Consider the following 21,411-nt stretch of genomic DNA (forward strand, 5'->3'; position numbering starts at 1 on the left):
GCGGCATGAGAGAAGCGCGCAAGCCAGATTTGAGTTCCATCATAACCTCACCTTCGGGTTCCACGCCCGCCGAGGCGCGAGCCTTTCTCGATGCCCATCCCGAGATCGAAGCCTTCGATATCGTGCTGACCGACGCCAACGGCGTCGGCCGCGGCAAGATCGTGCGCCGGCACGAGTTGATGAGCATCTTCGAGGGCGGCCGGCACATGCCGATCTCGATCCTCGGCCTCGACATCACCGGCGAGGACGTGCACGAGACCGGGCTGATCTGGACGACAGGCGACGGCGATCTCAGGGCATGGCCGATACCCGGCACGCTGGTGCCGCTGTTCGGCACGCAGCCGCCGCGCGGCCAGGTGCTGATGGCGATGCACCATCTCGACGGCCAGCCGATGTCGTCGGACCCGCGGCTGGCGCTGGCCCGGCAGGTGGACATACTGGCGGCCAAGGGTCTCTATCCGGCCGGCGCCTTCGAGCTCGAATTCTTCCTGCTCGCCAACGACCGCGACGGCGACGGCAAGGTGCGACCGGCGAACGCCGTGCTCGACGGCCGCCGCTCGGCCAAGACGGAAGTCTATTCCGTCGACCATCTGCACGGAATGGAGCCGCTGTTCTCCGACATCTATGCCGCGGCCAGGGCGCAAGGCATTCCGGCAGAGACGGTGATTTCCGAATACGCTCCGGGCCAGTACGAGCTGACGCTGAACTACCGCAAGGATGTGATGCGGGCGGCCGACGACCTCGTCATGCTGAAGCGGCTGGTGCGGGCACAGGCGCGCCGCCACGGCGTCACCGCTTGCTTCATGGCCAAGCCGATCGAGAAATATGCCGGCTCGGGCATGCATTTCCATGTCTCGCTACAGGACAAGGCCGGCAGGAACGTCTTTGCCGAGGCCGGCGGCGAAAGCTGGTCGCTGCCGCTGCTGCGCGGGCTCGGCGGTCTCATCCAGACCATGGCGGAATCGATGCTGGTGTTTGCGCCGCACGCCAATTCATGGCGGCGCTTCGTCTCGCAGTCCTATGCCCCGGTGGCGCCGACCTGGGGTGTCAACAACCGCTCGGTGGCGCTGCGCGTGCCGGCGGGCGACGCCAGCAACCGGCGCATCGAGCACCGGCCGTCAGGCGTCGACGCCAACCCCTATCTGGTGGCGGCGACGGTGCTGGCCGGCATCGTCAAAGGTCTCGACGAAGGTCTCGATCCCGGGCCTGAAACCACCGGCAATGGCTACGAATCGGCAATCACACAAACGACGATGCCGGTGGACTGGCGCGCCGCGATCGAAGCGGCAAGGGCCTCGACCTTCCTGAAAGGCGCGCTGGGCGAGGACCTGCACCGGACATTCGTGGCGATCAAGCAATCCGAATATCTGCGCGTGGCGCGCACGGTCAGCGAACTGGACTACCACCTCTATCTGCACGAGGTGTGACAGGCAGCCGACCTCGCGACTTCAGCGGATCAGGATCGCCCGGAGATCGTTGACATTCGTCCCGGTTGGGCCGGGCACAAAAAGGGCGCCGACGGCATTGAATGCTGTCCAGGCGTTGTTGCCGGCAAGCATGGCCTTGGCATCGACGCCCGCCGCCCGCATCCGCGAAACCGTCGCGCCATCGGCAAAGGCGCCGGCATTGTCCTCCGAGCCGTCGATGCCGTCGGTGTCGGCGGCCAGCGCGTGGATGCCCTGCGCACCACCGATGCCAATGGCGAAGGCGAGCAGGAACTCGCTGTTGCGGCCACCCTTGCCTTTGGCGCGCAAGGTCACCGTCGTTTCGCCGCCGGACAGGATCAGCACCGGCTTCGGAAATGGCCGGTTGCGCGTCGCCACTTCGCGCGCGATCGCGGCATGGACGCCGCCCACCTCGCGCGCCTCGCCCTCGATGGAATCGGAAAGGATGACCGCCTCGATGCCCTGGCGCCTGGCTTCCGCAGCCGCCGCTTCCAGCGACACCCCGGCCGAGGCGATCAGATGCACTTCATTGCCTGAAAAGCGCGGATCGTCGGCGCGCGGCGCATCGGCAGCCGGCGAATTGATGTGCGCCATGACGGAAGCCGGCAGTTTCATGCCATAGGCGGCGATCGAGGCCAGTGCATCTTCGCGGCTGCCGGCATCCGGCACGGTCGGGCCTGAGGCGACCAGGGCCGGATTGTCGCCCGGAATGTCGGACACGACCAGCGACACCACCTTGGCCGGCCAGGCCGCTGCCGCCAGCCTGCCGCCCTTGATGGTGGAAACATGCTTGCGGATGGTGTTCATCGCCGCGATCGGTGCGCCCGAGGCAAGCAGCGCCTCGTTGACGGCGATCTCGTCGGCCAGCGTCAGATTTCCGGCAGGCGACGGCAGCAGTGCAGAGCCGCCCCCGGAAACAAGCGCCACGACCAGATCGTCCGCCGTCAACCCCTGGACCTTCGCCAGCAGCCGACGCGACGCCTCAAGCCCGGCGGCGTCCGGCACCGGATGCGCGGCCTCGATGATCTCGATGCGCTCGCATTTCGCGCCATAGCCGTAGCGGGTGACGACCAGCCCGTCGATCGGCCCGTCCCACACCTTCTCGAAAGCCGCCGCCATCTGCGCCGAGCCCTTGCCGGCGCCAATGACGATGGTGCGCCCCTTGGGCTTTGCCGGCAAATGATCCCTGATGGTTCTTTCGGGATCGGCAGCGGCGACAGTAGCGTTGAAGATGGCGGTGAGGAAGAGTCTGGGGTCGATCTCTGTCATTTTGCTTCCGGCGGCAATGTCAAATCGCGCCCGTCAGTGCCGAGATGCTCGCACAGCGCATCGATGACGACGCCATGGTCCTCGCGCTCGGGCAAGCCCGAAACCGCGATCACGCCGATGACGCCGGCGCCCTTGACCGTTATGGGAAAACCGCCGCCGGCCAGCACATAGTCTGTGATATCCAGCCCTTCGCCTGGCTTGAAGCTGCGGTCGGGGCGCTGCTGCTCCAGAACCATGCGATAGGTACTTCTGAGGTAGCGCCGCACGACGTTGATCTTGCGCCGCGCCCAGTCCGGATTGGAGGCGTTGGAGCCAGGCATCGCCGCGTAGAACAGCGGCCGGTCGAAGGTTCTGACATCGACGATGATGGGCAGGTCTTGCCTGAGCGCCCGGTCGCGGATCGCCGAGCCGATCTTGAAGGCGGCTGCTTCGTCGAAGGTGGGGAAGACCAGCGTAGCTTCCTGTTTCTTGATCAGAGCGATGTCGTCCGCAACGGTCATGTCGTTCCCCTGTCAACTTCGCCGCACGCTTTGGCCGATGGCTGCCGCCGGGTCAAGCGATCAGTATGGAGGGCGCTAAGCCGCCATGTCGCTCTTCGCCGCCCGGCCGGCCACATAGACCTCGCGCACGGCGCGGTCGTCGCCCAGCGTCTGCAGCAGAAACAGTTCCTCGGCCAGAGTCTCAATGGTTTCCATCCTGAGCCGCATCGCCGGCGTGGCGCCAGCGTCGAGCACGACAATGTCGGCGTCGGTGTCCAGGTCCAGCGTGCCGACCTTTTCTGCGACCGACAGCGCCTCGGCATTGCCGCGGGTGAGCTGCCAGAAGGACTGGAATGGATTGAGCTTCTCGCCATTCAGCGCGATCACCTTGTAGCCCTCGTCCATGGTGCGCAGCATCGAATAGTTGGTGCCGCCGCCGACATCCGTGGCGGTGGCGATGCGGAGTGCTTTGTCACGCCTGCGGTGGCGTTGATAGTCGAACAGGCCGGAGCCGAGGAACAGGTTCGACGTCGGGCAGAAGACCGCAATCGAGCCCGCATCCGAAATCGTATCGGCCTCGCGTTCCGACAGATGGATACAATGGCCGAGCAGGCTCCTTTTACCCAGCAGCCCGTAATGTGCGTAGATGTCGGTGTAGTCGCGCGACCACGGGTAGAGATCCTGCGTAAAGGCGATCTCGGCGTGGTTTTCCGACAGATGCGTCTGCAAGTGCAGATCGGGATGCTCGCGACAGAGCGCGCCCGCCATCTCCAACTGCTCTGGCGACGAGGTGATGGCGAAGCGCGGCGTGATGGCATAAAGCTGGCGCCCCTTGCCGTGCCATTCGGCGATCAGCGCCTTGGTGTCGTCATAGCCTGATTGCGGCGTGTCGAGCACGCCTTCAGGCGCGTTGCGGTCCATCATCACCTTGCCGGCGATGTTGAGCATGTTGCGGTGATGCGACTCGGCAAAGAACGCCTCGGCAGAGGCCTTGTGTACCGAGCAATAGGCGGCGACCGTCGTCGTGCCATGGCGCACCATTTCGTCCAGGAACAGCCTGGCGATGCGACGGCCGTGCTGGGCGTTCCGGAATTTCGTTTCCTCGGGAAAAGTGTAGGTGTTCAGCCAGTCGAGCAGTTCGGCGCCATGGGATGCGATGACCTGCATCTGCGGGAAATGCACATGCGCGTCGATGAAGCCCGGCAACAGCAAATGCGGCCGGTGGTCGATTCTTCTCGCCCCTTGGCCGGCCTGTTTCTCGACCTCGGCATAGGGACCGGCGGCGACGATCCGGCCGTCGCGGATCAGCAGGCCGCCATCCTCCTCGTAGCGCCAGGCGGCATGATCGTCGATGGTCTCGGGCCAGCGCAGGAAGGACAGCGTGCGGCCGCGCAGCAGTATGGATGTCATGCTATTTCCTTGCGCCTTCGAACCAGTTCACCAGCAGCGCCCGCTCCTTGTCGGTGATATGGGTGACGTTGGCAGGTGGCATGGCGTGGCTGCGGCCGGCCTGCAGGTAGATCTCGCGGGCATGTTTGGCGATGGCCGCGTCGGTGTCCAAAACCACTCCCTTCGGTGCCTGATAGATGCCCTCGTAGACCGGCTCCTGCGCATGGCACATCGAGCAGCGGCCAAGCACGATATCGCGCACGGCGGGAAAATCCGCCGAGGCGATATAGACCTCGGCTGCCGAGGACGCCTTTGCCTCGCCGGTCAGCACCTTGGGCGCCGTCGACAGCCAGATAATGATGACGAACAGGATGGCGGCTGCGAGCCAGGTCCAGGTCGGGTTGCCCTTGCGCGTATGGACGCTGTTGAAATAGTGCCGGATCAAAACGCCGATGATGAACACCAGCGAGGCGATGACCCAGTTGAACTCAGTGCCGAATGCCAGCGGATAGTGGTTCGACAGCATCAGGAACAGAACAGGCAGCGTCAGGTAGTTGTTGTGCAGCGAGCGCTGCTTGGCGATCTTGCCGTATTTCGGATCGGGCTTCCTGCCGGCGATCAGGTCGGCGACGACGATCTTCTGGTTGGGGATGATGACCATGAAGACATTGGCCGACATGATCGTGGCGGTGATGGCACCGAGATGCAGGAAGGCGGCGCGGCCTGTGAACAGATGGGTGAGCCCCCAGGCGATGAACACCAGCACGCCATAGAGCACCAGCATCAGGCCGGTGTCGCTTTTTCCCAGCGGCGAGCGGCAGAGCAGATCGTAGACCACCCAGCCGACGCCGATCGTGGCCAGCGACAGCAGGATGCCTGTAGGCACCGACATGGGCAGCACGTTGGGATCGATCAGGAACAGATCGGCGCCGGCGTAGTAGACGACGCACAGCATGGCGAAGCCCGACAGCCAGGTGACGTAGGATTCCCATTTGAACCAGGTCAGATGCTCCGGCATTTCGGCCGGCGCCACCAGATATTTCTGGATGTGGTAGAAACCGCCGCCATGCACCTGCCATTCCTCGCCGAAGGCGCCGGCAGGCATGCCCGGACGCTGGCGCAGGCCAAGGTCGAGCGCGACGAAATAGAAGGACGAGCCGATCCAGGCGATACCGGTGACAACGTGCAGCCAGCGCACGGCAAAACTCAGCCAGTCCCAGAAAATCGCGAAATCCATCATTGAAGTCGTCCCTGCCGGTGAGGAGACTTTACGGACTGGAGCGTAAACGGAAAGGGCTGAGCTGCACGATGACTTTCAAAAAAAATGGAAAATACTAAGGTTATCTCACGCAGCCGCATGAGAGCCCCGAAGCCGCATGGCCTATCTCGACAACATCGCCGTTTTCGTCCGCGTCGTCGAACTCGGTAATCTGTCGGCGGCGGGGCGCGACATGCGCATTTCGCCGGCGGTCGCCTCCAACCGCATCAAGGAACTGGAGAAACACCTTGGTGTCAGGCTGTTCAACCGCACGACAAGGCAATTGATGCCGACCGAGCACGGCACCGTGTTCTATTCCGGCGCCAAGCAGGTGTTGGAAGCGATCACCGAGGCGGAAGCCGCCGTGTCGGCGCTGTCCGGCCAGCCGCGCGGCACCATTCGTGTAACGGCGCCGCTCGGCCTTGGCCGCCGGCTGGTGGCATCGGGCATTCCCGATTTCCACGACAAATATCCCGATATCGAAGTGCGGCTTCGGCTCTCCGATCACAATGTCGACATCATGAAGGAAGGCATCGACGTCGCCTTCCGGCTGGGCATCATCGAGGATTCCAGCCTCAGGATGCGCGGCATCATGGAATGCGAACGCGTGCTGGTGGCGGCGCCGAAATATCTGGAGGCGCGCGGCGAGCCTGAAGAGCCGCAGGAGCTGATCGGCAAAAGGCATGACTGCCTGATGCTGCGCTATTCCGGCGCGCGCGAATATGTGTGGACGCTGCAGACGGCGGACGGCCCGCGCAAGTTCGAGGTGCACGGCCCCTACGACACCGACGATGGCGATGTGCTGACCGGCTGGGCGCTGTCGGGCCGCGGCATCATCAACAAGCCGCGCTTCGAGGTCGAGCCGTTCATCCGCGACCGGCGGCTGAAGGTGATCCTGGCCAGCACGCCGCCGACACCGGTGCAGTTCGCCGCCGTCTATCCGCACAAGAAGCTGCAGGACCCGAAAGTAAGACTGCTGCTCGACTTCATGGCCGAGCGCTGCCAGCGGCTGATCAGGGATCTTCTGGCCGGCAAGTGAAAGGCTGCTGGACTATCACAGGCGGTTGCCATCCCTGGAGGTGGCGAACATAGTTCCGGTGGCATTTCGTCTTGCAAGGACCATCGATGGACAACGGCGCCACAATGCATCTCGCCGTTTCGCTGCTGCCGGGAAACGCATCTTCCAATGAGCCGCCCGCCGGCGGCCCGGATTTCAGCACTGATTTCAGCGCTCTGGCCCGGTTCGCGCAAAAGGCCGAAGCGGCCGGGCTGGACATGGTGCTGCTTGCCGATGCCGCGCTGGCTTCCGGCGAAGACGCGCCGAACCAGCCTGTATGCTTCGAAGCAACGACCTTGCTGGCGGCACTGGCGACGGTGACAAGCAGGATCGGCCTCGTCGCAGCGGCATCGACGATCGCCAACCAGCCCTACAATCTGGCGCGCCGTTTTGCCTCGCTCGACATTGTCAGCCACGGCCGGGCCGGCTGGAGCGCGACCATGGCGCAAGATCCGCGCGAGGCCGCCAATTTCAGCCGGCCGGACGGGTTTTCCACTGACGAATTTCGCCGCCGCACGGAAGAATACATCGGCATCGTTCAGGGTCTATGGAACGGCTGGGATGCGGAAGCGCTGCTGTTCGACAAAAGCGGCGGCCGTTTTCACGACCCCGAAAAGATGCATCTGCTCGACCACAAGGGCGAGTATTTTTCCGTGCGTGGACCGCTCAATGTCGCGCGTTCACCGCAGGATATGCCGGTGCTCGTCCTGTCCGGCCTGTTGGAACCCGATACTGATATCGCCGCCCGCGCCGCCGATGTCATCTTGCTGGACGAAGGATCGGCGGAGGATACCAAGCTGCACTGTCACGATCTGAAGCGCCGTGCCGCAGCGTGCCGACGTGAACCGGAGGCGGTCAAGGTGCTGATCAATGTCAGGGGCGATGTCGTCGTCGACAGGCTCGAACTGTTGTTCCAGTCGGAAAGCTGCGACGGGTTCAACATCCTGATGCCGCCCTCGGCACTCGATGATTTCGTCGACCGCGTGCTGCCGGACCTTTGTCGCCGCGGTCTGTTTCGACAGGGCTATCGCGGGGCAACGCTGCGCTCGCATCTTGGACTTGCCGGAGGCGACCGATGACCGGCGCCTCCCGTCAGATGAAGCTCGGCGCCTTTCTGTGGGCGACGGGCCACCACATCGCCGCCTGGCGCCATCCCAAGGCGCATGTGACGGCGGGGATCGACATCGACCACTACATCCAGTTGGCGCGCATAGCGGAAGCGGCGAAGTTCGACATGATCTTCTGCGAGGACGCCGCCGGCCTGCGCGAGGCCAATGTCGGCATCGCCAGCCAGACCTCGCGCTCGATCGGTTTCGAGCCGATCAGCCTGCTTTCGGCCCTCGCCGTCCAGACCGAGCGCATCGGCCTCGTCTCCACCGCCTCGACCAGCTACAACGAGCCCTTCGGGCTGGCGCGGATCTTTTTGTCGCTTGACCATCTGAGCGGTGGACGTGCCGGCTGGAACCTGGTCACCTCGGCCAGCCCCATCGAAGCCGCCAATTTCGGCTCGACGGGCCTGCGCCCGCATGCCGACCGCTACGAGCGGGCACGGGAATTCGCCACGGTGGTCGCCGGCCTCTGGCGCGGCACGGATGCGGGCGGCCTCAACCATGACGGACAGAGCTTTTCGGTAAGGGACGCACTCGATCTGCCGCGCTCGCCGCAAGGCGCGCCGGTGATGGTCCAGGCGGGCGCCTCGGACGTCGGCCGGGACCTTGCCGCCCGCACCGCCGATGTGGTGTTCACCGCGGCGCAGACTTTCGAGGAGGCAAAGGCCTTCTACGACGATCTCAAGGGTTGGCTGGCGGCCTATGGGCGCGAGCCGGACGACATCAAGATCATGCCGGGCGTCGCGCCGGTGGTGGCCGAAACGGAAGCGGAAGCCCGTGAGAAATATGAGGAACTGCAGGGGCTCATCCCCGACGATGTCGGTGTGGCGCTGCTGTCCAGCTATCTCAGCATCTCGGATCTCGGGCGCTATCCGATCGACGGGCCGCTGCCGGAGCTGCCGGCGAGCGAGGGGATGAAAAGCCGGCAGGCGCTGGTCATCGAGCAGTCGCGCCGAGACAACCTTTCGATTCGTCAGCTTGCCCGCCATTTCGCCGGCGCGCGTGGACACTGGCGTATTGTTGGAACCGCGACGCAGATCGCCGACGAGCTCCAGGCGCGGTTCGAGGGTGGTGCTGCCGACGGCTTCAACGTCATGCCGTCCTGGTTTCCTGGCGAACTCGACGCCTTTGCCACACTCGTCGTGCCCGAACTGCAGCGGCGCGGACTGTTCCGCACGGAGTATGAGGGCCGCACCTTGCGCGAGCATCTCGGCTTGAAGCGGCCGGCGTAGAGGGCGAGCGTAGACCCCGGGAAAAGAAGGATCCGAATACGCTATCCCGCTTCAGTGGGATGGTGCTTTGTCCACCTTGTCCCGCAATTCCCGCCAGAGCAGATAGTAGAGCAGCCCTCCGCCCTGCTTATCTAACCATGACTTTGGGCTTGCCGCGAGCGATCCGGATTTGAGATACGCCCCGGCGCATACCAGACGAGGAGCTGAGTCACCGCCGACAACGCGACGAAATACAGGATCGATCCTGCCCATAACATCAAGGTTGTTCTGCGAGTCATCGCGCCAGCTCAGTGGCGAACGCCGGTAATGTGAGGCGTCCGGTCGATTGCTGGCCGGACTTCACCAGCGCCGTCATGATCTGGGCTGCCGCGAGCGCCGCGATCACCTGCGGGCGCTTGTCCTTGACGGCATCGCCGCCGATCGGCGAGACGAGACGGGCGAACCCCGCCTCGGTACCTTCCGCTGACTTCAGAAACCAGCTCTTGAAGGTCGCTTTCTTGGTCCTGGAGCCGATCATGCCGACATAGGCGGTGTCGTTCCGCTTCAGCACCTCGGCGACGATGAGGAAGTCGAGAGCGTGGTCGTGGGTGAGGATGGCGAAAGCGGCGCCCGCTGGCGCCTCGCGCACCACGGCCTCGGGCATTGGCGTCAGCATCGTCTCGACCGTTTCCGGCATCCCCTCCAGCGCCTCGGCCCGCGTCTCGACGACGACGACATGCACCGGCAGCAAGGCCGCCGCCGACGCCAGCGCCTGGCCGACATGGCCACCCCCGAAGAGGTAGAGGTGAGGCAGATGCGCCTCCTCGGCCTCGGCATTGCGGATGAGTTCGGCCCCAAGGGCCGGGTTGAGCAGCCGTATCGATACCTCGACCCTGCCGCCGCAGCATTGGCCGATTTCCGGCCCAAGCGGAATGTCGAGCGTGGCGCGAGTATCCCTCCCCCTTGAGGGGAGGGTGGCGGCGAAGCCGTCGGGTGGGGTCGCCGCGGCAGTGCTCGACGCTCTGGCGGTGCCTTCCGAGACGGCCCCCTCTGGCCGCTTCGCGGCCATCTCCCCCTCAAGGGCGGAGAGAAGCAGCTGCCGGGCCTTGTCGATCGCCATGTATTCGAGCTGGCCGCCGCCGATCGTGCCTGATGTCGCCGATGCCGAGACCAGCATGAAGGCGCCGGTTTCGCGCGGCGTCGAGCCTTTCGTCGCCGCGACCTCGACCAGCGCAATGCGGCCCTGGCCAGCAAGGAAGTCTTTCAGGCTTTGCACTTTCGAGTTCATTTTTGCATTCCCGGTTGGGAAATATAGGCTTTTTTGGCCGGATTTGCACTTTCTGCCCCCGCCTTGGCCGCACCTTTCAATCGCTCGATCGCCATCAGCACGCGTTCTGGTGTTGCGGGGGCATCGAGGCGCGGACAGACCTTGTGATCGGCGACGCTCGCCACCGCATCCGACAGCGCATGCAGCACCGACATGCCTAACGGGAACGGTGGCTCGCCGACGGCCTTGGAACGATGCACCGTTGGTTCGCTCGCTTCCGGCCAGTCGGCCAGCGTCACATTGAAGATCTTCGGCCGGTCGGAGGCGAGCGGGATTTTGTAGGTCGACGGCGCATGGGTGCCCAGCCGGCCCTTGGCGTCCCACCACAATTCCTCGGTCGTCAGCCAGCCCATGCCCTGGATGAAGCCGCCCTCGATCTGGCCGAGGTCGATGGCGCGGTTCAGCGAGCGGCCTGTGTCGTGCAGGATGTCGGTGCGCTCGACCATGTATTCGCCGGTCAGCGTGTCGACCGAGACTTCGGAGCAGGAAGCGCCATAGGCGAAATAGTAGAATGGACGGCCTTGGCCCTTGTCGCGGTTCCAGTGGATCTTCGGCGTCTTGTAGAAACCCGCCGCGGAAAGCTGGATGCGGGCCATATAGGCCTGCTTGACGAGGTCGGCGAAGGCGATCTCCTGATTGCCGATGCGCACCCGGTTGGGCAGGAACAGCACCTGATCGCGCGGCACCTGGTATTTTTCGGCGGCGAAATCGGTCAGCCGGTCCTTGATCTGCCGGGCGCCGTTCTGCGCCGCCATGCCGTTGAGGTCGGTGCCGGACGATGCGGCGGTGGCCGAGGTGTTCGGCACCTTGCCGGTGGTCGTCGCGGTGATCTTGACCTGGTCGAGATCGATCTGGAACTCTTCCGCCACCACTTGCGCCACCTTGACGTAGAGACCCTGCCCCATCTCGGTGCCGCCATGGTTCAGATGCACCGAACCGTCGGTGTAGACATGCACCAGCGCGCCGGCCTGGTTGTAATGCGTGGCGGTGAAGGAGATGCCGAACTTGACCGGCGTCAGTGCCAGGCCACGCTTGATGAAGCGGCTGTTGGCGTTGAACGCATCGATGGCGCGGCGGCGCCTCGCATAGTCCGCGCTCACCTCCAGTTCGGCGACGATGCGATGGATGATGTTGTCCTCGATCGTCTGGTGATAGGGCGTGACGTTGCGGTCTGAGGTGCCATAAAAATTCTGCTTGCGGATTTCGAGCGGATCCTTGCCGACGGCGAAGGCGACCTCGTCGATGACACGCTCGGCTCCGACCATGCCTTGCGGGCCGCCGAAGCCGCGAAAGGCGGTGTTCGACACGGTGTTGGTGTAGAGCGGCGCAGATTGTGCGTGCACCGCCGGCCAGAAATAGGTGTTGTCGCAGTGGAACAGGGCGCGGTCGGTGACCGGGCCGGACAGGTCCGACGAGAAGCCGCAGCGCGCCGCGAACATGAAGTCGACGCCGAGGATGTTGCCGTCGTCGTCAAAGCCGACCTCGTAGTCGACGAGAAAATCGTGACGCTTGCCGGTGGCGATCATGTCGTCGTCGCGATCGGGACGGATTTTTACCGCGCGGTGGTGCTTCTTGGCAGCAATCGCGGCCAATGCCGCAAACTGGTTGCCTTGCGTTTCCTTGCCACCGAACCCGCCGCCCATCCGGCGGATTTCCACCGTGATGGCGTTGCTCGGCACGCCGAGCGCGTGGCTGACCATATGCTGAACTTCGCTCGGATGCTGGGTCGAGGAATAGATGGTGACATCCTGGTCCTCGCCGGGAATGGCCATGGCGATATGGCCCTCGAGATAGAAATGCTCCTGTCCGCCGATGCGCATCCGCCCCTTGAGCCGGCGCGGCGCCGCCTTGATCGCCGCGGCGGCATCGCCGCGCTTCAGCGTCAGCGGCGGCGTGACCAGCTTGTCTTTCCTGGGATCGAGCTCGCCGATGTCGGTGACGAAAGGGAGTTCCTTGTACTCGACCTTGGCCAGCCTGGTGGCGCGGCGCGCCTGTTCGCGCGTCTCGGCGATGACGCAGAAAATCGGCTGGCCATGGAACTGCACCTTGCCGTCGGCAAGCACCGGCTCGTCATGGCGGCCGGTCGGCGAAATGTCGTTCTCGCCAGGAACGTCCTTTGCCGTCAGCACGTCGACGACACCGGGTGCGGCACGCACCGCCGACAGGTCCATGCTGGCGATGGTGGCATGCGTGGCCGTGCAAAGCCCGAGACAGCCATGCAGCGTGCTGGCTGGTTCCGGCATGTCGTCGATATAGATCGCCGTGCCGCTGACATGCTTGTGCGCGGAATCATGGCGCTGGTCGGTGGCAACGCCGCCGGAGATTTTTTGCGCCTTGAGGTTGGGAGCGTGCGTGGTCATTGAACAACCCCGGTGATGCGGTGTTCCTTCACACCCCCCTCCTGTCCTGCCGGACATCTCCCCCGCAAGGGGGGAGATTGGCAGCTTCAACCTCACCGCCCGTTCAACAGTACCGGCGATTGGCGAAAGCCGACGCGACACCCGATCTCCCCCCTTGCGGGGGAGATGGCCGGCAGGCCAGAGGGGGGTGGGAAGGATCGCGGCCTTCAACATCGTCGTCGCCATCTCACGCCGCCTCGTATCTTGAAACCTGGATCGGCGCCTTGGTGCCGGTGGTCTCGACAAAGAAACGCAGCAACAGGTTCCTCGCCGCCAGAGCCCGGTATTCGGCAGAGGCCCGCATATCGGTCAGCGGTGTGAAATCCCTGGCGTATTCGGCCATCGCAGCCTCTACCGTTTCTTCCGTCCACGGCTTGCCGAGCAACGCCTTTTCGACAGCCGACGCGCGCTTCGGCGTTGCGGCCATGCCGCCATAGGCGATGCGGATATCGGCCACGCTGCCGTCCTTGGCGAGCGTCAGGCAGAAGGCGCCGAGGGCCGCGGTGATATCCTCGTCGCGGCGTTTGGTGATCTTGTAGACGGCAAACTTGGTGCCCTTGGCCGGCACCGGCACATGCACGGCCTCGACGAATTCGCCTGATAGCCGGTCCTGCTTGCCATAGGCGATAAAATAATCTTCCAGCGGGATCGTGCGCCGCTTCTTGCCCCGCCGCAACGTGAGTTGTGCACCGAGCGCGATCAGCGGCGGCGGCGTGTCGCCAATCGGCGAGCCGTTGGCGATGTTGCCGCCGATCGTGCCCATGTTGCGCACCTGCTCGCCGCCGATGCGGTCGAACAGCGGCCCCAGCGCCGGGATGCGCTTCGACAGCGTAGCGAAGGCTTCGCTGTAGGTGGCGCCGGCGCCGATCGAAATCACGCCCTTGTCCTCGGAAATCGTGCACAGACCATCGAGATTACCGATGAAGATCACCGGCGAAATGTCACGCATATGCTTGGTCACCCACAGGCCGACATCGGTCGAGCCGGCAACGATGGTGGCGCCCGGTTCCTTGTCGAGCACGCTTGCCAGATCGTCGGCATTGGCCGGCACGACCAGCCGCTGCTTGCCCGAGCCGATCTCGACGCGTGTACCGTCCTTCATCGCCGCAAGCTTCGCGGTGATCGCCTTGCGCTCCGCCGCCAGCGGATCCTTGGCCGCCCTGCCGTAGCTGGAAATGGCGCGTGCGGCGCGGACGATCGCCTCATAGCCGGTGCAGCGGCAGAGATTGCCCTGCAGCGCCTTCTCGATGGCCGCGTCCGACGGCTCCGGCAATTTCATCCAGAGCGCGTAGAGCGACATGACGAAGCCCGGCGTGCAGAAGCCGCATTGCGAGCCGTGGAAATCGACCATCGCCTGCTGTACAGGGTGCAACCTGTTTCCATCGCCACGCAGATGCTCGACGGTGACGACATGGGTGCCGTCGAGCGAACCGAGGAAACGGATGCAGGCATTGAGGCTCTCATAGACCAGCCTGCCGGCGGAAAGCCGCCCGACCAGCACGGTGCAGGCGCCGCAATCGCCCTCGGCGCAGCCTTCCTTGGTGCCGCGCAGCGCGCGGTTGAGCCGCAGCCAGTCGAGCAAGGTCGCGTTGGGCGCGACAGTCGTCAGCGCCACATCCTCACCATTCAGGATGAAGCGGATCTCGTTGCGTGTCTTGACCTTGGCCATGTCTCAGCTCCCCCTGTAGGTCGAATAGCCGTAGGGCGAGATCAGCAACGGCACATGGTAGTGCACCGTCTCGGCCATGCCGAAGCGGATCGGCACGCTGTCGAGAAAGGCCGGTTCCGGCAGTTTTGTTGCCTGCCGGCGCAGATAGTCGCCGGCGGCGAAGACCAGTTCGTATTCACCGGTGCGGAAGTCGGTGCCGGCAAGCAGTGGCGCGTCGCAGCGGCCGTCATTGTTGGTGACCACCGTCTTCAGATGCGTGCGCGTGTCGCTGTCGAGACGGTAAAGCGCAATCGACAGGCCCGCCGCCGGGCGGCCGGTCGCGGTGTCGAGAACATGGGTCGTCAGACGCCCGCCATCGGCTTTCGACGTTTCTGCCACTGGCCGCCTCCTGTTTCCGATATGAACGAATTGGCCCGGTACAATCGAACATGGTGATGAATTGTGCGCCAATTAAAGGCGATGCATAAGTCCCGGTCGAGCGGAGCCCGACAAAAACACTTTCAAAAATTTTCGGGGGAATGCGCAAGCAGCCCTTTCGATATCCTCATCACAACATCCGGCAGGAGCGACAATGCGTTACCAACGGAACATGCGCGGCTATGGGGCCAATCCTCCCGATCCGATATGGCCCGGCGGCGCGCATGTGGCGGTGCAGTTCGTCGTCAATTACGAGGAAGGCGGCGAGAACTGCGTTCTGCATGGCGACAAGGCGTCGGAAGCCTTCCTGTCCGAGATCGTCGGTGCTGCTCCCTGGCTCGGTCAGCGCCACTGGAACATGGAATCGATCTACGAATATGGCGCCCGCGCCGGCTTCTGGCGGCTCCATCGCCTGTTCACCGAGGCGCAAGTGCCGGTGACCTGCTACGGCGTCGCCACCGCATTGGCACGCTCGCCCGATCAGGTCGCGGCGATGCAGGAGGCCGGCTGGGAGATCGCCTCGCACGGGCTGAAATGGATCGACTACCGCGACCATGCGCCCGATGACGAGCGCCGCGACATGGAAGAGGCGATCCGGCTGCACTACGAGGTGACAGGGGCACGGCCGACCGGCTGGTATACCGGCCGCACGTCGACCAACACGGTGCGGCTGGCGGCAGAGGAAGGCGGCTTCGACTATGTGTCGGACACCTATGACGACGAGTTGCCCTATTGGTTCGAGCTTGGCGGGCCGGATGGCAATCAGAAACCGCAGCTCATCATCCCCTATACGCTCGACGCCAACGACATGCGCTTCGCCACGCCGCAAGGGTTCAATTCGGGCGACCAGTTCCTTGCCTATCTGAAGGACAGTTTCGACACGCTCTATGCCGAGGGCGGAGAAGGGCGGCCACGCATGATGAATATCGGCCTGCACTGCCGTCTCGTCGGTCGTCCGGGCCGGGTCGCGGCGCTGAAGCGCTTCGTCGACTATGTAAAGTCGCATGACAAGGTGTGGCTGGCGCGGCGCATCGACATTGCTCGCCACTGGCAAGAAAACCATCCTTATCAGCCACCGACACTCAGGCCGTCGAAAATGGAATTCGAAGCTTTCGTCCATGCTTTCGGCGGCGTGTTCGAGCATTCGCCCTGGATTGCCGAGCGCGCCTATGAGCTGGAGCTCGGCCCGGCGCATGACAGTGCCGGCGGCCTGCACAATGCACTTTGCCGGATCTTCCGCGCGGCAACAGAGGCCGAGCGGCTGTCCGTGCTCACCGCTCATCCGGACCTTGCCGGCAAACTGGCAAAGGCCAGGCGGCTGACGGCAGAGTCGGCGAAAGAGCAGGTATCGGCCGGGCTCGACGCGCTGACCGACAAGGAGCGCGAGCAGTTCTCCAAGCTCAATGCCGCCTACGTCACCACTTTCGGCTTCCCCTTCATCATCGCGGTGAAGGGCAAGACCAGGCAAGAAATCCTGGCGGAATTCGAGACGCGCATCGGCAACAGCCGCGGCGCCGAATTCGACACCGCCTGCAAACAGGTCGAGCGCATCGCGCTGCTTCGGCTGAGAGACATGCTGCCGCTCTAAATGTTTGGTTTTACGCAATTCCGGACGGAAAACCGTCACACACTTTTCCTGGAATTGCTCTGAGGATCAGGACTATGGATATAATCAAGACGCCCGAGCGAACCTATTATGCGCCGCATGGCGGCCATCCCGGCCAGAGCGAGCTTTTGACCGGCCGCGCCGTCTTCACCGAGGCCTATGCCGTCATCCCCAGGGGGGTGATGCAGGACATCGTCACGAGCGCCCTGCCGTTCTGGGACAAGACCAGGGTCTGGGTGCTGTCGCGGCCGCTGTCCGGCTTTGCCGAGACGTTCTCGCAATATATCGTCGAGGTCGCGCCAGGCGGCGGCAGCGAGCGGCCGGAACCGGATGCCGGCGCCGAAGCCGTGCTGTTCGTGGTCGAGGGCGAGCTCAGCGTTTCGCTTGCCGGCAAGAAGCATAGCTTGAGGCCCGGCGGCTTTGCCTTCCTGCCGCCGGCAAGCGGCTGGACCGTCCGCAACGACAGCGGCGCGGCTGTGCGCTTCCACTGGGTGCGCAAGGCCTATGAGGCGGTCGAAGGCATCGATGCACCGCCAGCCTTCTTCACCAACGAGCAGGATATTGCCCCGAGCCCGATGCCCGGCACCGAGGGCCGCTGGGCGACGACGCGCTTCGTCGACCCGGCCGACATGCGCCATGACATGCATGTCACCATCGTCACGCTCGAGCCGGGCGCGGTCATTCCCTTCGCCGAGACACATGTCATGGAGCACGGCCTCTATGTGCTGGAAGGCAAGGCGGTGTATCGCCTCAACCAGGACTGGGTCGAGGTCGAGGCCGGCGACTATATGTGGCTGCGCGCCTTCTGCCCGCAGGCCTGCTATGCCGGCGGCCCCGGAAAATTCCGCTATCTGCTCTACAAGGACGTCAACCGGCACGCCAAGCTCGGCGGGGCGGGCGTCGGGGTCCAAGCGCGGTGACCCGCATCGTCGCCCGGCCGCTGACCCGCGATGACTTCGCCGCATTCGGCGACGTCATCGACATGGACGGCGACAACCACTACCCGATCAATGGCGGCAAGGCCGAGCGCTACCACGATCTCGCCACCGCCGAAGCCCAGGGGCCGAATGCGCGCGTGGTGATCTCGATGGTGCGCGGCACGCCTTATGATCTGCCGCTGAAGCTGACCATGGTCGAGCGCCACCCGTTCGGCAGCCAGGCTTTCATCCCGCTGTCGCCGCGACCCTTCCTGGTCGTGGTCTGCCATGACGGCAAGGACGGCCCCGGCGAGCCGCAAGCCTTCATCACCGCACCCGGGCAAGGCATCAACTATCGGCGCAACCTCTGGCACGGCGTGCTGACGCCGATTGGCGAAACACAGGATTTCCTGATCGTCGACCGTGGCGGCGACGGCTCCAACCTCGAAGAGTGTCATTTCTCGCACCCCTACGAGATCCATCTTCCCGACAGGATTGGATTGTGACCGACATATCGCTGATCGACCGCCTGCTCGACGTCATCGAGCACGACATCGTGCCGAAGACAGCCGATGGCGTGGCCCATGGCAACAAGCTGTTCGGCGCGGCGATCCTGAGGAAGGACGACCGCTCGCTGGTGCTGGCCGAAACCAACAACGAGATCGAGAACCCGCTCTGGCACGGCGAGGTGCACTGCCTGAAGCGCTTTTATGAGATGCCCAGGGCCGAGCGTGTAGATACGAAAGATGCGATCTTTCTCGCCACGCACGAGCCTTGCTCGCTCTGCCTGTCGGCGATCACCTGGACCGGCTTCGACAATTTCTACTATCTGTTCAGCCACGAGGATTCGCGCGACAGCTTCGCCATCCCGCACGATTTGAAGATCCTGAAGGAGGTCTTCACCCTCGATCCCGGCGGCTACAATGCCGAGAACGCCTATTGGAAGAGCTTTTCGATCCGCAGGCTGGTGCGGTCGCTGCCCGAGGCCGAGCGCAAGCGGCTGGAAGCGCGCATCGGAAAAATCGCCGAGCGCTACAACGAATTGTCCGGCGCCTATCAGGCAAGCAAGGCCGAAAACGATATTCCGCTGAACTGACGCGGGTTGCCTAGCTTACCTTCGCCTTCTTCAGCACCTCATTTATCCTGGCTTGCCAGCCTTTGCCGGTGGCCTTGAATTTGCTGACGACATCCTGATCCAGGCGTATGGACACCACTTGCTTGGGCTTTTCCACGGCTGGCCGGCCACGCGCACGCCTTATGCTCTCGAAAAGTTCCGGAAACACTTCCGCGAAAGGCTTGGCTTGCGCCAGCTGTTCGTCGGTCGCCTCCCCATCGTCGGGATCAGCAGCAATTTGTCTTTGAATTTCCGCTTCTTCCTCATCGGCAAGCGGTCGAATGTGCGATTTAGGATTGCTCATATACTGACCTTTCCCTTCGGCTGGCATGACGCATCGAGATCACCGAAATCGCTTCGGAACCAAGGGGCTTGAAAATAACGGCGAGAATAGTCTCCTTGAATTCGCCAATCGCTTTGAGCCGGCCGGCTTTGGCTGGGAGGACGGTCGTGGTCGCAAAAAACTCAATGTCGAGTTTGGCAAAGTCGAGACCCCGATTTTCGAGGTTCGTTCACACGCTTTGGCTCATCCCAAACGATTTTCAGGCGAGACCATCCTCAGTGCGTCGGACTTAACAATAAACGTAATACATAAATTAACAAGACAGCGCAAGATGGAAGCCGAGTGTGGCCCCGCCAAATCGTCGTCGCGGCGACAGAGACCGTCGCCGGTTTGACTTCATGGCGTGCGCGCTTCATGCGTCACTGAGAGCCTGGAGAGCATCGCATGAAAACCGTCACCGAATTTCCCCGCAAGGTCGTCGAATTCCCGGATATGGGCATCGTCATGCCGGACGGCTGCCGGCTGTCGGCGCGGGTGTGGATGCCGGAAGACGCCGGCGACGACCCGGTGCCGGTCATCCTCGAACATTTGCCCTATCGCAAGCGCGACGGCACGATCTTTCGCGATCAGCTGACGCATCCCTATTTCGCCGGCCACGGCTACGCCTCGATCCGCGTCGACATGCGCGGCAATGGCGATTCCGAAGGACTGATGGACGACGAATATTCCGAGCAGGAATTGCAGGACGCCTGCGATGTCATCGCCTGGGCGGCATCGCAGCCCTGGTGCAACGGCAATGTCGGCATGATGGGCATTTCCTGGGGCGGCTTCAACTGCCTGCAGGTGGCGACCAGGCAGCCGCCCGCGCTGAAGGCGGTGATCAGCATCTGCTCGACCGTCGACCGCTATGCCGACGACATCCACTACAAGGGCGGCTGCCTCTTGATCGAGAATTTCGGCTGGGCCTCGACGATGCTGTCCTATTCGTCGCGGCCGCCGGACCCGCTGCTCGCCGGCGACAACAGGTGGCGCGATTTGTGGCTGACCCGGCTGGAGAACCAGCCTTTCCTGGCACCGCTGTGGCTGAAGCACCAGCATCGCGACGCCTATTGGAAGCGCGGCTCGATCCGCGAGGATTTTTCCGCCGTCAAGGCGGCTGTGCTGTCGATCGGCGGCTGGCATGACGGCTACCGCAACACGATTTCTCATCTCGCGACCAACATCGAGGCGCCGGTCAAGGGCATCGTCGGCCCCTGGATTCACAAATACCCGCATTACGCCGCACCCAAGCCCGCCATCGGTTTCCTGCAGGAAGCCTTGCGCTGGTGGGACCGCTGGCTGAAGGGCATCGACACCGGCGTCGAGGCCGACCCGGCCTACCGTGCCTATGTGATGGACAGCGTGCGCCCGGCGCGCTGGCATCCGGAGCGGCCGGGCCGCTGGGTCGCGGAACAGGAGTGGCCGTCGCCCGCCATCAAGACGCAGAAGATCGAGCTGATCCCCGAGGGCAGCAAGCCGGCCATCGTCGCTTCGCCGCAGAGCTGCGGCCTTGCCGGCGGCGAATATTTCCCCTTCACCTTCGGCCCGGAACTGCCCGGCGACCAGCGCCCCGACGATGCACTGTCGGTATGCTTCGACCAGCCGGCGCTGAGCGAGGCGATCGACATCTTAGGCGCGCCGGAGCTTCTGGTCAGGGTTGCCTCCGACCGGCGCCAGGCAAACATCGCTGTGCGGCTGTGCGACGTGCATCCGGACGGCGCTTCGGAGCTGATCTCCTACGGCGTGCTCAACCTGACGCACCGCAATTCGCATGAATTTCCCGAGGCACTGGTGCCCGGCGAAACGGTTTCGGCGCGGGTCGTGCTCGACCAGTGCGCCTACCGCGTGCCGGCCGGCCACCGGTTGCGCATTGCCGTCTCCAACGCCTATTGGCCGATGATCTGGCCCTCTCCGGAGCCAGTCCGACTCGAGCTCAAGGCCGCGACGCTGATGTTGCCGCTGCGCCCGCTGGCGAAAGGCGACGAGGTCTCGTTCCCGACACCCGAAGGCGCGACACCTTGGGCGACGGAGACCATCCGCGACGCCAATTCCGAGCGTCATGTCGATCGCGACGAGAAGACCGGGATCGTCACGCTTGCCATAACGGACGATTTCGGCGCGGTGCGCGATCTGGAGCATGGCCTCGTCCATGGCAGCGTCGCCCGCGAGACCTGGGCGATCCGCCCTGACGATCCCTTGTCAGCGTCGGGCAGGACCCACTGGACTCAGACCTTGTCGCGAAATGGATGGTCGGTGCGTACGGAAACCTTTGCCGAAATGCGCTCCGACGCGCAAAACTTTGTGGTTAACGCCAGAATCGAGGCCTATGAGGGCGAAATCCTGGTTTTCGAGCGCGATTTCGAGGAGAAAATACCGCGCAGCCTCGTCTGAAGGCCTATCTGATTGGTCCAATTGCGACGTAC

Annotated in this window: 18 protein-coding genes and 1 pseudogene; 9 read left to right on the forward strand and 10 right to left on the reverse strand. The window is 63.8% G+C overall.

Features of this window, described 5'->3' with window-relative positions; translation table 11 throughout:
- The first annotated feature begins 5 nt into the window (after window positions 1–5).
- Window positions 6–1,427, forward strand: a complete 1,422-nt coding sequence (locus MESS4_RS00925; protein ID WP_006325370.1) for a glutamine synthetase family protein — start codon at window positions 6–8, stop codon at window positions 1,425–1,427.
- Between the two features lie 21 nt (window positions 1,428–1,448).
- On the opposite strand, the gene MESS4_RS00930 is transcribed toward MESS4_RS00925, so the two are convergent.
- From MESS4_RS00930 to MESS4_RS00945, 4 genes are all read right to left on the reverse strand, one after another.
- Entirely contained in the window at window positions 1,449–2,714 is a 1,266-nt protein-coding gene (locus MESS4_RS00930; protein ID WP_006325372.1) for a glycerate kinase, read from the reverse strand.
- Window positions 2,711–3,214, reverse strand: coding sequence for a heme-degrading domain-containing protein (locus MESS4_RS00935; RefSeq protein ID WP_006325374.1), 504 nt, complete (start codon window positions 3,212–3,214; stop codon window positions 2,711–2,713). Before MESS4_RS00935 ends, MESS4_RS00930 begins: the two co-directional genes overlap by 4 nt.
- A 75-nt stretch (window positions 3,215–3,289) precedes the next feature.
- Entirely contained in the window at window positions 3,290–4,603 is a 1,314-nt protein-coding gene (gene guaD, locus MESS4_RS00940) for a guanine deaminase (protein ID WP_006325376.1), read from the reverse strand.
- Window position 4,604: 1 nt separating this feature from the next.
- Window positions 4,605–5,822, reverse strand: coding sequence for a urate hydroxylase PuuD (locus MESS4_RS00945; protein ID WP_006325384.1), 1,218 nt, complete (start codon window positions 5,820–5,822; stop codon window positions 4,605–4,607).
- 136 nt (window positions 5,823–5,958) lie between these two features.
- Between MESS4_RS00945 and MESS4_RS00950 the strand changes: the two genes are divergently transcribed.
- From MESS4_RS00950 to MESS4_RS00960, 3 genes are all read left to right on the forward strand, one after another.
- Complete coding sequence (locus tag MESS4_RS00950) at window positions 5,959–6,879, forward strand: LysR family transcriptional regulator (RefSeq protein WP_006325385.1); 921 nt, start codon at window positions 5,959–5,961, stop codon at window positions 6,877–6,879.
- Between the two features lie 86 nt (window positions 6,880–6,965).
- Window positions 6,966–7,976, forward strand: a complete 1,011-nt coding sequence (locus MESS4_RS00955; protein ID WP_006325386.1) for an LLM class flavin-dependent oxidoreductase — start codon at window positions 6,966–6,968, stop codon at window positions 7,974–7,976.
- Complete coding sequence (locus tag MESS4_RS00960; RefSeq protein ID WP_006325387.1) at window positions 7,973–9,238, forward strand: LLM class flavin-dependent oxidoreductase; 1,266 nt, start codon at window positions 7,973–7,975, stop codon at window positions 9,236–9,238. Before MESS4_RS00955 ends, MESS4_RS00960 begins: the two co-directional genes overlap by 4 nt.
- Window positions 9,239–9,512: 274 nt before the next feature.
- Here MESS4_RS00960 and xdhC read toward each other — a convergent pair whose 3' ends face one another.
- The 4 genes from xdhC to uraH all read right to left on the reverse strand — a co-directional run bounded on the left by xdhC (window position 9,513) and on the right by uraH (window position 14,990).
- Window positions 9,513–10,505 carry a xanthine dehydrogenase accessory protein XdhC gene (xdhC, locus tag MESS4_RS00965; RefSeq protein WP_006325389.1) on the reverse strand — a complete coding sequence of 331 codons (993 nt, stop codon included), beginning with the start codon at window positions 10,503–10,505 and terminating at the stop codon, window positions 9,513–9,515.
- Entirely contained in the window at window positions 10,502–12,904 is a 2,403-nt protein-coding gene (gene xdhB, locus MESS4_RS00970; RefSeq protein ID WP_006325390.1) for a xanthine dehydrogenase molybdopterin binding subunit, read from the reverse strand. Before xdhB ends, xdhC begins: the two co-directional genes overlap by 4 nt.
- Before the next feature lie 226 nt (window positions 12,905–13,130).
- Window positions 13,131–14,612, reverse strand: coding sequence for a xanthine dehydrogenase small subunit (gene xdhA, locus MESS4_RS00975; protein ID WP_006325391.1), 1,482 nt, complete (start codon window positions 14,610–14,612; stop codon window positions 13,131–13,133).
- Window positions 14,613–14,615: 3 nt separating this feature from the next.
- Window positions 14,616–14,990, reverse strand: coding sequence for a hydroxyisourate hydrolase (gene uraH / locus MESS4_RS00980; protein WP_006325392.1), 375 nt, complete (start codon window positions 14,988–14,990; stop codon window positions 14,616–14,618).
- Window positions 14,991–15,183: 193 nt separating this feature from the next.
- Between uraH and puuE the strand changes: the two genes are divergently transcribed.
- The 4 genes from puuE to MESS4_RS01000 all read left to right on the forward strand — a co-directional run bounded on the left by puuE (window position 15,184) and on the right by MESS4_RS01000 (window position 18,648).
- Window positions 15,184–16,617, forward strand: a complete 1,434-nt coding sequence (gene puuE, locus MESS4_RS00985) for an allantoinase PuuE (protein WP_006325397.1) — start codon at window positions 15,184–15,186, stop codon at window positions 16,615–16,617.
- A 74-nt stretch (window positions 16,618–16,691) separates the two neighbouring features.
- On the forward strand, window positions 16,692–17,555 hold the full coding sequence (locus tag MESS4_RS00990; protein ID WP_006325398.1) for a bifunctional allantoicase/(S)-ureidoglycine aminohydrolase: 864 nt from the start codon (window positions 16,692–16,694) through the stop codon (window positions 17,553–17,555).
- A complete protein-coding gene (locus MESS4_RS00995) occupies window positions 17,552–18,058 on the forward strand; it encodes an ureidoglycolate lyase (protein WP_006325399.1) in 507 nt (168 codons plus the stop codon). The genes MESS4_RS00990 and MESS4_RS00995 overlap by 4 nt, the downstream gene beginning before the upstream one ends.
- Entirely contained in the window at window positions 18,055–18,648 is a 594-nt protein-coding gene (locus tag MESS4_RS01000) for a nucleoside deaminase (protein ID WP_006325400.1), read from the forward strand. The genes MESS4_RS00995 and MESS4_RS01000 overlap by 4 nt, the downstream gene beginning before the upstream one ends.
- A 10-nt stretch (window positions 18,649–18,658) precedes the next feature.
- On the opposite strand, the gene MESS4_RS01005 is transcribed toward MESS4_RS01000, so the two are convergent.
- Together MESS4_RS01005 and MESS4_RS31470 are read right to left on the reverse strand one after the other, a co-directional pair.
- The gene (locus MESS4_RS01005) at window positions 18,659–18,970 is read right to left on the reverse strand and encodes a BrnA antitoxin family protein (protein ID WP_006325401.1); all 312 of its coding nucleotides are present in this window, start codon (window positions 18,968–18,970) and stop codon (window positions 18,659–18,661) included.
- A pseudogene (locus MESS4_RS31470) lies at window positions 18,957–19,212 on the reverse strand (BrnT family toxin). Before MESS4_RS31470 ends, MESS4_RS01005 begins: the two are co-directional and overlap by 14 nt.
- Window positions 19,213–19,393: 181 nt before the next feature.
- Here MESS4_RS31470 and MESS4_RS01010 point away from each other — a divergent pair.
- The gene (locus MESS4_RS01010) at window positions 19,394–21,379 is read left to right on the forward strand and encodes a CocE/NonD family hydrolase (RefSeq protein WP_006325403.1); all 1,986 of its coding nucleotides are present in this window, start codon (window positions 19,394–19,396) and stop codon (window positions 21,377–21,379) included.
- The last annotated feature ends 32 nt before the right edge of the window (window positions 21,380–21,411 follow it).

It is taken from the genome of Mesorhizobium sp. STM 4661, from assembly GCF_000359125.1.
GTDB lineage: Bacteria > Pseudomonadota > Alphaproteobacteria > Rhizobiales > Rhizobiaceae > Mesorhizobium.